Here is a 13,082-nt window from a genome sequence, read left to right on the forward strand (position 1 = left end):
CACTCACCCTCCCCTGGGTTGAGGCCTACCACGCAAAAACCGCCTCAAGCCCCTAAACTATTAGGGGACCAACCGGCACCTTCCACCCCCCTGACCCCACGAAGGACCCATGAAAGACGACCACGTTTTTTACTCCGCTGTGCACCCCCACGAGGGCCAACGGCGCTACACCCTTCGGGGACTAGACGGAATCCGCGCTATCGCCGTCCTACTCGTGCTGGTGTACCACTTCTGGCCCCAGTACCTGCCCGGCGGCATGATCGGTGTCGATGTCTTCTTCGTCATCTCCGGCTACCTGATCACTGCTCTTTTGCTGCGCGAAGGTGCCTACACGGGCAAGATGGACATCATCTCCTTCTGGGTGCGACGACTCCGCCGCCTGGTTCCGGCCTTCGCCCTGCTCACCCTCGTCGTAGCCCCCCTGGCTTTGCTCGTCGGCGGCGACGCCCAGGTCGACCTCGGCCGCCAAATCCTCGGCGTTTTCACCTACTCCTCCAACTGGCTGCTCATCTTTGCCGGAAACGACTACTTCGCCCAAACCACCCCCGAACTCATGACCAACTTCTGGTCCCTCGCCGTTGAAGAACAGTTCTACTTCTTCTGGCCTGTGATCATGGTCTTCGTCTTCATGTTCACCTCCCAGTGGTCACGCCGCGCCCTGGTCCCAGCTGCCCTGGGACTTCTCTCCGTCCTCCTAGCCGTCCTCCTGGGCCAGCTCGGAGCCTCCTCAGCCCGCCTCTACTACGGCACCGACACCCACCTCTTTGGCCTCATGCTGGGTGTGCTCCTGGCCATGCTCATCCCCTGGTCCATGTACCCTCCCACCGACAGCCGCCTCTACCCCATCGTCGGCTACGGCCACGGCCCCCTCGGCCTTATCCGCCAGGCCGCAGGGTGGGTTAGCCTCATCGCCGTAGTCCCGCTTTCCCTGCTACTCTCTGACCACTCCCCCTGGCTCATGCCCTGGGGCCTACTCCTCGGCTCCCTCCTCGGCTTCGGCATGATTCAAGCCCTCTTGCCCGACGTCCGCGGCCCCCTAGCCAACGTCTACCGTGACCTCCTCTCCCTGGGCCCCCTCGTCTGGATCGGGCAACGTTCCTACGGTATCTACCTCTGGCACTGGCCGCTTGCCGTCCTGGCCCACTACATCTTCGGTGCCAACCGCTCCCCCTGGGTCAACGCAGCAGTCATGCTCCTTACCTTTATTGTTGCCGGGCTCTCCTACATGTTCGTAGAACAACCCGTGCGACACCTGGGCTTCCGGGGAGCCCTCACCTCCTGGTTTAACGCCATCGTCGCCCCAACCGGACGCGCCCTCCCCCTGGCCGCCGCCGTCCTCGCCGGAATAACCCTCGTCACCACAGTCTTTGCCGTCCGTACTGCCCCCACCATGACCCAGGCAGAAGCCGTAGTAGCCGCAGGCGCAAGCGCAGCCCAGCAGCCCCAGCCCACCGTCGCACCCAGCACCCCAGCAGAGGCCCCCGACGCCCAGGAAACTGCAGAGGCAACAGCAAGCCCCAGCACCCAGGCCCAAGAGGCGGATGCCACCGCCCCGGCGACCCCCACCCCCTCTGCTGCTACCGGTTACCCCAAAATCGCCAGTGACCAAGTCACCATCGTCGGCGATTCTGTCACCCTCGCCTCCTCTATCGCCCTCAGCGAGGCCCTGCCCCAGGCCGTCGTCAACGCAGAAGTTTCCCGCAACAGCTCAGCGGCCCTGCCTATCGTCGCCCAGCTTGAAAGCAGCGGCCAACTACGCGACGTGCTAGTCCTGTCCGTCACCGCCAACTCCACCTACACTGCGGACCAGCTCGAAGAACTCAAGAAAACCGTAGGCGACCGCAAGATCGTGCTCGTCACCGGCGTCGGCCCCGCCAACCTCACCTGGATTGAGCCCTCCAACCAGCTCATCCGCAGCTTCGCAGCCCAGAACCCTGGGCAGGTCTTCGTCGCCGACTGGCAGGCTGCAGCCAAGGGCCACCCCGAATACCTGGTCTCAGACGGCGTCCACCCCCAGAATGAGGGCCTCACCGTCTACGCCCGCGTCGTAGCTGAAGCCGTGGCCAAAGCCCAGGGCTAAATTACTGACCTAGGCCAGGTAGATAAGTAGGCCCAGTACACAAGAAGCGCCAGACCCAACAACAGGGTCTGGCGCTTCTTGTATAGGCCTAAAATCAACCTACTTGACGATGGTGGTCACCCACTCCTGGCCTGCTAGGTAGCGGGCCAGCTCATTGACCTGCTCCAGGGTCACCGAGCGGACCCCCTCAAGCAGCTCATCAATCGACAGGAACTTGCCCGAATCCAGTTCAGCCCGGCCCAGGCGGCTCATGCGGGAACCGGCGTCCTCGCTGCCCAGCACCGTTGAACCCCCCAGCTGGCCCACCACCTTCTCCAGCTCCTCCTGGGTCAGGCCCTTCTCAGCCAGCTCAGCAAAAGTAGAACGCATCAGCTCCTGTACCTGCTCGGCCTTAGCCGGCAGGCAACCCGCATACATGCCGAAGTAGCCCGCGTCCGAATAGGAACCGGTAAAACTAAAGGTCGAATAAGCCAGACCCCGCTTCTCCCGAATCTCCTGGAAAAGCCGGGAGGACATACCCCCACCCAGGGCCGAGTTCAACACGCTCATGGCATAGCGGCGCTCGTCGCCCGCAATCAGACCCGGGCAACCCATCACAATATTGGTCTGCTCAAAGCCCTTCTCCAGGGTCTTCTCCCGGGCGCCAGGCACAATCACGCTCTCCGAGCGGACGCGGCGGGCAGCAGGAGCTACCCCCTCCGTCAAATCCCAGCCCCGGTTGGCCAAAGACTCAAGCACCAGATTCACAATCTCAGCATGATTCAAACTACCCGCCGCCGAAATCACCAGACGGTCAGGCGTATAAAACTGCTTGTAATGCTCCCACACCTTATCGCGGGCAACATCCGTAATCTCCTGCGGGGTACCACCAATCGGGCGGCCCAGGGGGTTAGCCCCCATCAACTGCTCAATAAAAGACTCAAAAGCAACATCGGTCGGGTCGTCCTGGTCCATAGCCAACTCTTCCAGAATCACCCCGCGCTCCTGCTCGAGGAGCTCCGGATCAAGCACCGCACCGGTCACCATATCTGCAATCACATCAATGGCCATGGCCGTATCGTCGTCCAGCACCCGCGCGTAGTAGCAGGTGTGCTCCTTAGCCGTCAGAGCGTTCGACTCCCCACCCACCCGGTCAAAAGCATTCGCAATATCCAGGGCAGAACGGGACTCAGTCCCCTTAAACAGCAAGTGCTCCAAGAAATGGGTCGACCCCAGCATCCCCGGCTGCTCATCCCGCGAACCTACCCCAATCCAGAACCCCAGGGACACAGAACGCTGGGAGGGCATCCGCTCAGTAATCACACGCACACCACCGGGCAAAACACTCCGGCGGACCTCATTACCTCCCCCACCGGCATAAATCAGGCGACCAGTGCGGTAATCAAGCTCGTCAGTGAGCTCAGCAGTATCAACGGGAAGCAGGACGGGCATAACAGCCTTTCACACGATCAAAAATCAAAGAACAAAAAATGAGAGAAAGGGGGCAGACACAACAGCAGGTGTCTGCCCCCTTATCACAGGGCTAAAGGGTAGCCGGGCAGAGCCTACTCTTCGTCTGCGCCGTCTGCATCAGCCAGGTCTTCGTCAGCGACGACAGGAACCAGGGAGAGCTTGCCACGATCATCAATCTTGGAGATCTCAACCTGGACCTTCTGGCCAACCCCAACGACGTCCTCAACATCATCGACGCGCTTACCACCGTTGAGCTTGCGCAGCTCGGAGATGTGCAGCAGGCCGTCCTTACCGGGGGTCAGGGAGACGAAAGCACCGAAGGTGGTGGTCTTGACGACGGTGCCCAGGTAGCGCTCGCCGACCTCGGGAACCTGCGGGTTAGCAATCGCGTTGATGGCTGCGCGGGCTGCCTCAGCGGAGGGGCCGTCGGTGGCGCCGATGTAGACGGTGCCGTCGTCCTCGATGGAGATGTCGGTGCCGGTGTCTTCCTGGATCTGGTTGATCATCTTGCCCTTGGGGCCGATAACCTCACCGATCTTGGCGACGGGAACCTGGACGGAGATCACGCGGGGGGCGTAGTCGCTCATTTCATCGGGGGCGTCAATGGCGGCATTGATGACCTCGAGGATGTGCAGGCGGGCTTCACGGGCCTGGGTCAGGGCGCCAGCCAGGACGGAGGCGGGAATGCCGTCGAGCTTGGTGTCCAGCTGGATAGCGGTGACGAACTCGGAGGTACCTGCGACCTTGAAGTCCATATCGCCCAGGGCGTCCTCAGCACCGAGAATGTCGGTGAGGGCTGCGTAGCGGGTTTCGCCGTCAACCTCGTCAGAGACAAGACCCATAGCGATACCGGCGACGGGGGCGCGGAGGGGCACACCGGCGTTCAGCAGGGAGAGGGTGGAGGCACAGACGGAACCCATGGAGGTTGAACCGTTGGAGCCCAGGGCCTCAGATACCTGACGGATAGCGTAGGGGAACTCCTCACGGGAGGGCAGGACCGGGGTCAGGGCGCGTTCAGCCAGGGCACCGTGGCCGATTTCGCGACGCTTGGGTGAGCCCACGCGGCCGGTTTCACCGGTTGAGTAGGGCGGGAAGTTGTAGTGGTGGATGTAGCGCTTGGACTTGACCGGGTAGAGGGAGTCCAGCTGCTGCTCCATCTTGAGCATGTTCAGGGTGGTGACACCCATGATCTGGGTTTCGCCACGCTCGAAGATAGCAGAGCCGTGGACGCGGGGCAGGACCTCAACCTCAGCAGTCAGCTGGCGGATGTCGGTCAGGCCACGGCCGTCGATACGGACCTGCTCGGTCAGAATACGCTGACGCACAACGTGCTTGGTCAGGGCGTTAAAGGCGGCGTTGACTTCGTCCTCGCGGCCTTCGAACTCCTTGCCCTCACCGGCGAGAGCTTCAAGGATCTCCTGCTGCAGGTCAGCGGACGCGGTTTCGCGGTCCTGCTTACCGGCGATGGAGTAGACCTCAACGATCTTGGGCTCAAACGACTTAACGGCTTCGTCGATTTCTGCGGCACGCTCACCGAAGATGGGCAGGTCCAGGGCGGGCTTACCAGCGCGGGCAGCCAGGTCAGCCTGGGCCTTACAGAGGGCAGCAATGAAGGGCTTAGCAGCTTCAAGACCCTCAGCAACGATCTCTTCGGTGGGGGCGGTAGCGCCGTCTTCCTTAATGAGCTTCCAGGAGTTGTCGGTTGCTTCTGCCTCAACCATCATGATGGCGACGTCCTCGGTGCCGTCAGCCTTGGTGACGACGCGACCGGCAACAGCCATGTCGAAGACGGCGTTCTCCAGCTGGGAGAACTTGGGGAAGCAGACCCACTGGCCGTCGATCAGGGCGACGCGCACACCGCCGACGGGGCCCGCAAAGGGGGCACCGGACAGGGTGGTGGAGCAAGACGCTGCGTTGATCGCAACGGTGTTGTAGATTTCGTCAGGCTCAATGGTCAGGACGGTGACAACAACCTGAACCTCGTTGCGGATACCCTTCTTGAAGGCAGGACGCAGGGGGCGGTCGATCAGACGGGCGGCCAGAATCGCCTCGGTTGAGGGGCGGCCTTCGCGGCGGAAGAAGGAGCCGGGGATCTTACCGGCTGCGTACATGCGCTCTTCAACATCTACGGTCAGGGGGAAGAAGTCAAAGCCGTCGCGGGGGGACTTGCCAATGGCAGTCGCTGACAGCAGGGTGGTTTCGTCGTCAATAGTGACCAGGGCAGAACCTGCTGCCTGCTTGGCAAGACGGCCGGTTTCAAAACGGACAACGCGCTTACCAAACTTGCCGTTGTCAATGATTGCTTCTGCAAACTGAATTTCGGGACCTTCCAAGGTTCCTCCATTTCTATCTTCTGCGCCGCGACTTCGGTCTTCGATTGAGGCCCACAGACACCACCCTAAAGGGCTGCTTCTGTAAACCGCTACCGAGGACCGTCAAAGTCCGCGGCGACTTATTTCTAAATTGGGGGGTACCGGGTGTGGGTGAGGGCGTCGCCCTAGCCCCGTGCGTCCTTGCCCAAAGGCAGAGGAGGCGGACGAGGCGGGTTACGCCCTCACGCTCACAAACCTGGTGTTATCGGCGGATACCGAGACGCTCGATGAGGGCGCGGTAACGCTCGATGTCGACGCTCTTGAGGTAGCCGAGCAGGTTGCGACGGCGACCAACGAGGATCATCAGACCACGACGTGAGTGGTGGTCGTGCTTGTGGAACTTGAGGTGTTCGGTCAGGTCGGTGATACGACGAGTCAGAACTGCAACCTGAACCTCGGGTGAACCGGTGTCACCTTCGTGGGTTGCGTATTCCTTCATGATTTCCTGCTTGATCTTGGGATCAAGAGCCATGGTGTAACTCCTAGAGTTAGTGCCGTGTACGGCCCGGTCAACATTTTTGCTGCCGGGGTGAGGGCCACCAGCCTCAGCTGGGGCTTCTGTAGGTAACTGCCACGGACTGCGGTCACATACAGTCTCAACTCTACCGCAGAGTAGAGGGTGCGGGGAAGAGGTCAGCCTGTGGTAGTTGGCTCACCCGGATGCCCCGCTCCCCTCCCCAACCACGGAAGACTCCCGGGGCGGGCAGGGCGGACGTCCTGAGGCCAGCAGAAGGGGCGGACGCCCGGGCCCTAGGCGGCCTTCTTCTGTCGGCCAAAAGCCAGGGAGGCGAGCGCGGTAGCCCCGGTCACGGCGCACACAGCAGGCCAGGGGCCGATCTTCTTGTGCAGGGCATGGGAGTAGCCGAAAGCGCCCAGGTAGACACCGGTCAGGGCAGCTGCGGTGCCGGTACCGGCGTTCTTCTTCCAGCCGGCAAAAGCGGCAGCACCACCGGCGGCCAGGGCAACCCCGCCCAGGGCGCGGACGCCGGTTGCCCGGGCAACCTTATAGCCACCCATCAGGCCAGCAGAGGCAGCAGCAGTAGGAATCAATACGTTCATGGTTAACACTCCACAATCTTCTTGGTTAGGTTCTGGGGGCGCAAAAGACGCCCCTGACGCCGACAACCGCTCTCACGTCTCGCCCTGGCGGGCTCGCCGTAGTTCGCCGTCAGCCTCGCATGCTCGGCTGATTCGTAAGAGTTTCTGTTTCGCTACGCGGAAACCCTCACTCATCCCTTCCACGTCGGCTATTCAGGGGCGTCCTTGCGCCAGAGGTTAAGCCAGTGTGAGCTGGGGTGAGGTGAGCTCGTATAAATCAGCCTATATTGAGTAGATTACTCCGCAGCTAGCGCTTGTGCCCTGAGCCTGGGAGAATGGGAACCATGCAAAAGCCTGAGAATTTTGAGAAGCAGAAGACGAACGTCGAATCTTTTGACCTGGACCATACCGCTGTGGCGGCCCCCTATGTGCGCGTAGCCGACCGCAAGACCCTTCCGGGTGGGGACGTCCTGGTTAAGTACGATGTGCGCTTCACCCAGCCCAATAAGGGCCACCTGGGCATGAAAGCGATTCACTCCATTGAGCACATGACCGCCCACCACATGCGCAACCACACCGACGCCCTGATTGATTTTTCCCCCATGGGCTGCCAGACCGGCTTTTACGCCCTGACCCTGGGCGTAGAACCGGCAGATTTCATGCAGATCCTTGCCGTCACCATGCAAGACCTCCTGGACGCCACCGAAGTTCCGGCCGCCAACGAGGTGCAGTGCGGCTGGGGCGCCAACCACTCCCTAGAGGAGGCACAGGCGGCCGTCCGCGACTTCTTGGCCCGCAAGGACGAGTGGGAACAGGTGATGGCATAGATGGCAGCTTTTACCCTCCCTGCAGGCTTCGAGAAGGCCGCTATTATTCAGGTGGCCATGGACGTTGAGGCCGCCCCCTTCCTCGAAAAAACCCAGGCTGTCGGTGACGCCTACGCCCTAGGCGAGGCCGAGTTCTACCCGCGAGCACTCGCAACCGACTCCGGTGACCTCAAAATCCTGCTGGTGCGCTCCAAGATCGGCTTGGTCAATGCCGCCACCGCCCTGACTGTTGCCCTGTCGCTGGTTCCTGCCCCGCGCCTCGTCCTGTCAGCCGGTACCGCAGGTGGCCTGCGGGCCGATGTTGAGGTGGGCGATCTGGCGATCGGCACCGAGTACACCTACACGGACGCGGACGCCACCGCTTTCGGCTACGAGTTCGGGCAGGTGCCGGGCATGCCCGCAACCTACGCAACCCAACCCGCCCTCCTCGACCAGGCCAGGGCCGCAGCAGCCGCCTACAGCGGCGAAGGTACCCCCCTCTTCGGGCAGATGCTTGCCGGTGGCTCCTTCGTCACCGCCAAAAATGTCAAAGACACCCGCGAGATCTTCCCGCAGGCCATCTCCACCGACATGGAAACCACCGCCCTAGCCCAGATCTGCACCAGCCGCCAGATCCCCTTCCTGGCGATCCGAGGAATCTCAGACCTCTGCGGCCCGGCAGCCGACCAGGACTTCCACATGGACGCCCCCATCGTCGCCGAACGAAGCGCCACCCTGGCCCTCGCCGTCCTGGCCCGCTAACACCCCCGCCCTGCCTCCCTCCACCCCAGGGAGGCAGGGAGCGCCCCTGCACCCCTACCCCTCGCACCCAAGGAAAACACCGCATGTACCAGCACACCCTCCGCGACGGTAACCCCATCCCCGCCCTGGGCCTGGGAACCTACCCCCTCTCCAACGTCGAAGCTGAGGTCACCGTCTCCGAAGCAATCAACCGGGGCTACCGGCTGGTTGATACCGCCGTGAATTATGAGAACGAAAAAGGTGTCGGCAAGGGCGTGCGACGCTCCGGCGTGAAACGCGAGGACATCTTCGTCCAGTCCAAGCTGCCCGGCCGCGACCACGGGGCGAAGAAAGTGCGCCCCTCCCTGGAAGGCACCCTCGAACGGATGGGCCTGGACTACCTGGACGCCTACCTGATCCACTGGCCCAACCCCTCCCAGGGCCTCTACCTTGAGACCTGGCAGGCCATGATTGAGCTGCAGGAGGAGGGCCTGGTCAAGTCCATCGGCGTCAGCAACTTCCTCCCCGAACATATTGACCGCTTAATCGCTGAAACCGGGGTCACCCCGGCCATCAACCAGATTGAGTTGCACCCCTACTCCCAGAAGGCCGACTGGGTCAGCTACAACTTCAGTAAAGCTATTTTGACCCAGTGCTGGTCGCCCCTGGGCCGCAAGACCCCCCTGCTCAAGGACGCCACCCTGGCTGCCCTCGCCCAGGAGCTAGGCAAGACCCCGGCCCAGGTCGTCCTGCGCTGGGAGGTCCAGAAGAACCTTGTGCCCCTGCCCAAGTCCTCCTCCACCAGCCGCCTGGAGGAAAACCTGGACGTCTTCTCCTGGGAACTATCAGAAACCCAGGTAGCCCGAATCGACGCCCTAGAAGCCGGCGTAGGCCGCGGGTTTGACCCGAATACACACGAAGAGATGTAGAACCTGCAGATCACACAAAAGTTCCCGGAATAAGCACTCTTATTCCGGGAACTTTGTATAGGGGGTTCTAGTTGATACCGAGAATGGTCTTGGCCTGCTCGACGTCGGCGTGCATTTGCTCAATGAGGGCTTCAACGCCCCGGTAGGCCACCATGCCGCGCAGGTAGTCCACGAACTCTAAAGTAACGTGCTGGCCGTAGAGGTTAAAATCTTCAACCTTTTCCTGGGGGCGGCCAATGACGTGGGCTTCAACCTGGCGGGTGGTGATTCCCTCAAAGGTAGGGTTGGTACCCACCGATACGGCAACAGGGTGGCGGGTGCCTGCCTCGTCGATCAGCCAACCGGCGTAGACGCCGTCGCCGGGCACCAGGCCCACCGAGTCGACATCCATGTTAGCCGTGGGGAAGCCAAGTTCGCGGCCGCGGGCAGCCCCGTGAACGACCTCGCCCCGCATGTAATGGTTGCGGCCCAAGATAGCGGCGGCGTCAGCGACCCGACCCTCAGCCAGCAGCTGCCGAATAGAGGTGGACGAGCAGCGGCGGTCGTCCTGGGCCAGCAGGTCTTCTACCACCAGCACCTCAAAGCCGAACTTTTCGCCCAGCTCTTTCATGGTGCCCAGGTCCCCGGAGTTGTTGGTGCCGAAGCGCACGTCGTCGCCAATGACCACGAACTGGGCCTTGAGGGCGTCCACAAAGGTGCGCTTGACGAACTCTTCGGGGGTTTGGGCGGCGAAGGAAAGATTGTAGTGCAGCAACAGGTAGTAGTCGACACCCAGGTCTTCAAGGATTTCCTGGCGGCCCTGCTGGCCCATGATTTCAATATGGACGCCTGCGGGCCCGTGGACGCGGGCCGGGTGGGGGTCAAAAGACACGGCAACGGACGACAGGCCGTGAACCCGGGCGGTGGACACCAGGGTGGAGAGCACCTTTTGGTGGCCGATATGGACGCCGTCGAAATTGCCGATGGTCACGACGGTGGGCCCGAAGTCGGCGGGGATCTGGGCGAGATCGGTAAAGCGCTTCACTGTGCTCCTCTGGTGGGTTGCTACGAGTTCTATACTACGCGGATTTGGGACCGGGTGCTGGCGGTAGGGTAAGACTTCTACCGACTGGCGCGTGAGGGGCGGGTTTTATTCAACCACCACAGACCCACCATGGGCAGGATCAGCGGGATGTAGCCATAGCCGGAGCCGAAGTGGGACCAGACCGAGGCCAGCTCAAAATGCTGGGGTTGCAGGTAGGAGAACACCCCGATCAGAAGTACCCCAGCCATTTCGATACCAACGGCGGCCAGGGAAATCTTCCAGGCCCCCTCCCCCTTCTTGGCTAGGGCAATGGTAGCCACCAGGTAGATGAGGGCGGAGAGGGCTGAAAGGCCGATAGACAGGGGGGCCTCATCAAACTTGCGGATCATCTGGTAGAGGGCACGGGCACCAGCTGAGAGGGTAAAGACGCCGTAAATAACGACGAGGAGGCGGCCGAAGCCGCTATTTTTTGTAGCGGAGGCTTTGTTCTGTGTTTGATTCATTGTCTTCTTCCATCTCCCATGCAATGTTGATCTTGCTCTTACTGGCGTTTCTAGCCTTGAGCGCAGGGCGTGCGCTTGTAGCCGACTGGCTGGGATGAGCGAGCATTTCCGCGAAGCGAAAAAGAAATCTTCGCGAATCAGCCGAGCCTGCGAGGCTACACGAATTGGGTGAGCGCCCCAGCGCGAGCCCAAGAAGGTTAGTCGGCGAGAGCGCACGCCCTGCGCTTACTTTTTGCCACATCGGCCTAGTAGTAGTACCAGAGCATGTTCATTCGGTGCACCATGATAATCAGCACCGGGCCGGTGAGGCCCAGTACCAGGGTGGACCAGTGGGTGCGTTCAGACAGGGACCAGATGAAGGTGCCCACGGGGATAATCATGGCGGTGAGCAGGTAGCCGTAGTATTCGAGCCAGTCGCCGGAGGGGCCGTCCGTCATAACCTGCATGATGATGGAGCCGACCAGGTAAATCAGGAGGAAGGCTTCGAGGACGATGACGGAGCCCTGGGACCAGTCGTCGGGGGCGGCTCCTCTCAGGAAGCGGATGAGGCAGATGAGGAAGGAGGCTAGGCCGAGGAGGGTGATTGCCCAGAACCAGAGGTCGAGTCCAGCGATCATCATGGGGTTAGTCCTTGAATTGGGTTCCGGCTTCGAAGACGAGGACGGGGGCGGCGACGTTTTCGCGGCGGAAGCGGGTGTTTTCGATGATGGCGACGAGGGTGCCGTCGGGGGCGAAGGCGGCAGTGAGGCCGTCGGTGGTGGGTTTGTCATGCCCACCCACTGACCCGCGCCTCGGCGCTGAGGTGCCGCTGGCCCCGTCGGTGGGGGTGATGCGTCGCCCGTTGGCCAGGTCGGTGGCTTCAGCGTTGGTGAGGGTGCGGACGGCGAAAAGGCGGCGGGCTGCCTCTTCGATGGGTAGGAGCGGGGCGGGCTGCTCTGCCTCCCGCCCGGCCACCAGGTCAGCCAGGGTGTGGGCGTCCTCAGCCCGGATCTCGCCGATGGCGGTGCGGCGCAGGGCGGTCAGGTGGGCGCCGGTTCCTAGGGCGGCCCCGAGGTCGCGGGCCAGGGCGCGAATATAGGTGCCAGCCGAGCAGACCACGGTGACGTCCAGGTCCAGGACGCTGACGCCCACCTCGTCCTCGCCCAGCTGGTAGGTGGCGGTCGCTGGGCGGGCCTCGTGCACCTCGAAGGAGTGGACGGTGATGGGGCGGGCCTCAAGTTCTACGTCTTCGCCGGAGCGGACGCGGGCGTAGGAGCGGACCCCGTCAACCTTGATAGCGGAAACAGCTGAGGGTACCTGCATAATGTCGCCGGTGAGGTGGGCGATTTCAGCGTCAATTGCCTGGTCGGTCACCGCCTCCACAGCCCCTGCGGGGGCGACGCTGGTAGCTTCGCCGTCCGCGTCGTCAGTGAGGGTGGAGACGCCCAGCCGGATAGTGGCGGTGTAGGTCTTAGTCTCCCCCACCACGTAGGTCAGCAGGCGGGTTGCCTTATTGACGCCGAGAATCAGCACACCGGTGGCCATGGGGTCGAGGGTACCTGCGTGCCCCACCTTGCGGGTCCCCGCAATCCAGCGCATCTTAGAGACAACGTCGTGGCTGGTCATCCCTGCGGGCTTATCGACAACAATGAGCCCGGACGGGCCAACGGGTGCTTTTTTAGCCATGTTTAGGCTTCGTCTTCCTCAGCGTCTGCGGTCTTGTAGGCGTCGGCGCCACCGGCGTATTCTGCTCCCTCACGGGCAGCGGCGATTTCAGCGTCGCGTTCCTTGGTCTTACGGAGCAGGTCTTCGATGTGGGCGGCGTTGACGGGTACTTCGTCGGGGACGAAGGTGAGGGTGGGGGTCAGGCGGGCGGTGATGTTCTTGCCAACCTCTGAACGCAGAATACCCTTGGCTGATTCGAGGGCAGCCTTGGTGGAGGCCTGCTCTTCTTCGGAGCCAAAAACGGTGTAGTAGATGGTGGCGTGCTGCAGGTCGTTGGTGACGCGGGCGTCGGTGACGGTGATAAAGCCGAGACGGGGATCCTTGATTCGACGTTCAAGGGCCTGAGCAACAATGACCTTGATGCGGTCGGCGAGGCGGGCGGCGCGTGCCGGATCTGCCATGATGTTCTCCTTCTCTAGAGAGGTTTCTATGT

Annotated in this window: 13 protein-coding genes; 4 read left to right on the forward strand and 9 right to left on the reverse strand. The window is 62.1% G+C overall.

Annotated features, from left to right (window positions below):
* Nucleotides 1–109: 109 nt before the first annotated feature.
* Nucleotides 110–2,080: an acyltransferase family protein gene (locus tag L7A15_RS04925; RefSeq protein ID WP_237212325.1), complete on the forward strand. Its 1,971-nt coding sequence runs from the start codon at nucleotides 110–112 to the stop codon at nucleotides 2,078–2,080.
* A gap of 99 nt (nucleotides 2,081–2,179) precedes the next feature.
* On the opposite strand, the gene L7A15_RS04930 is transcribed toward L7A15_RS04925, so the two are convergent.
* From L7A15_RS04930 to L7A15_RS04945, 4 genes are all read right to left on the reverse strand, one after another.
* Entirely contained in the window at nucleotides 2,180–3,511 is a 1,332-nt protein-coding gene (locus L7A15_RS04930) for a M16 family metallopeptidase (protein ID WP_237189334.1), read from the reverse strand.
* Nucleotides 3,512–3,624: 113 nt separating this feature from the next.
* Nucleotides 3,625–5,865 carry a polyribonucleotide nucleotidyltransferase gene (locus L7A15_RS04935; RefSeq protein ID WP_237212326.1) on the reverse strand — a complete coding sequence of 747 codons (2,241 nt, stop codon included), beginning with the start codon at nucleotides 5,863–5,865 and terminating at the stop codon, nucleotides 3,625–3,627.
* A gap of 241 nt (nucleotides 5,866–6,106) precedes the next feature.
* The gene (rpsO, locus tag L7A15_RS04940) at nucleotides 6,107–6,376 is read right to left on the reverse strand and encodes a 30S ribosomal protein S15 (protein WP_135012745.1); all 270 of its coding nucleotides are present in this window, start codon (nucleotides 6,374–6,376) and stop codon (nucleotides 6,107–6,109) included.
* Nucleotides 6,377–6,654: 278 nt separating this feature from the next.
* Nucleotides 6,655–6,963 carry a hypothetical protein gene (locus L7A15_RS04945; RefSeq protein ID WP_237189336.1) on the reverse strand — a complete coding sequence of 103 codons (309 nt, stop codon included), beginning with the start codon at nucleotides 6,961–6,963 and terminating at the stop codon, nucleotides 6,655–6,657.
* Between the two features lie 314 nt (nucleotides 6,964–7,277).
* Between L7A15_RS04945 and L7A15_RS04950 the strand changes: the two genes are divergently transcribed.
* The 3 genes from L7A15_RS04950 (at nucleotide 7,278) to L7A15_RS04960 (ending at nucleotide 9,418) form a co-directional block, all read left to right on the forward strand.
* The gene (locus tag L7A15_RS04950; protein ID WP_237189337.1) at nucleotides 7,278–7,769 is read left to right on the forward strand and encodes an S-ribosylhomocysteine lyase; all 492 of its coding nucleotides are present in this window, start codon (nucleotides 7,278–7,280) and stop codon (nucleotides 7,767–7,769) included.
* Nucleotides 7,770–8,510, forward strand: a complete 741-nt coding sequence (gene mtnN, locus L7A15_RS04955) for a 5'-methylthioadenosine/S-adenosylhomocysteine nucleosidase (RefSeq protein ID WP_237208263.1) — start codon at nucleotides 7,770–7,772, stop codon at nucleotides 8,508–8,510.
* An 83-nt stretch (nucleotides 8,511–8,593) separates the two neighbouring features.
* Complete coding sequence (locus tag L7A15_RS04960; RefSeq protein ID WP_237208262.1) at nucleotides 8,594–9,418, forward strand: aldo/keto reductase; 825 nt, start codon at nucleotides 8,594–8,596, stop codon at nucleotides 9,416–9,418.
* Nucleotides 9,419–9,485: 67 nt separating this feature from the next.
* Here the strand turns inward: L7A15_RS04960 and L7A15_RS04965 are convergent, their stop codons facing one another.
* From L7A15_RS04965 to rbfA, 5 genes are all read right to left on the reverse strand, one after another.
* On the reverse strand, nucleotides 9,486–10,442 hold the full coding sequence (locus L7A15_RS04965) for a bifunctional riboflavin kinase/FAD synthetase (protein ID WP_237208261.1): 957 nt from the start codon (nucleotides 10,440–10,442) through the stop codon (nucleotides 9,486–9,488).
* A 77-nt stretch (nucleotides 10,443–10,519) separates the two neighbouring features.
* Nucleotides 10,520–10,945: a hypothetical protein gene (locus L7A15_RS04970; RefSeq protein WP_237208260.1), complete on the reverse strand. Its 426-nt coding sequence runs from the start codon at nucleotides 10,943–10,945 to the stop codon at nucleotides 10,520–10,522.
* A gap of 245 nt (nucleotides 10,946–11,190) precedes the next feature.
* Nucleotides 11,191–11,565 (reverse strand): hypothetical protein, encoded by a 375-nt coding sequence (locus L7A15_RS04975; RefSeq protein ID WP_237189342.1) that lies wholly within the window; start codon nucleotides 11,563–11,565, stop codon nucleotides 11,191–11,193.
* 4 nt (nucleotides 11,566–11,569) lie between these two features.
* Nucleotides 11,570–12,610, reverse strand: a complete 1,041-nt coding sequence (gene truB, locus L7A15_RS04980) for a tRNA pseudouridine(55) synthase TruB (RefSeq protein ID WP_237208259.1) — start codon at nucleotides 12,608–12,610, stop codon at nucleotides 11,570–11,572.
* Nucleotides 12,611–12,612: 2 nt separating this feature from the next.
* Nucleotides 12,613–13,050 carry a 30S ribosome-binding factor RbfA gene (gene rbfA, locus L7A15_RS04985; RefSeq protein ID WP_237189344.1) on the reverse strand — a complete coding sequence of 146 codons (438 nt, stop codon included), beginning with the start codon at nucleotides 13,048–13,050 and terminating at the stop codon, nucleotides 12,613–12,615.
* Nucleotides 13,051–13,082 lie beyond the last annotated feature (32 nt).

It is taken from the genome of Rothia nasimurium (genome assembly GCF_928391935.1).
Lineage (GTDB): Bacteria > Actinomycetota > Actinomycetes > Actinomycetales > Micrococcaceae > Rothia > Rothia nasimurium_D.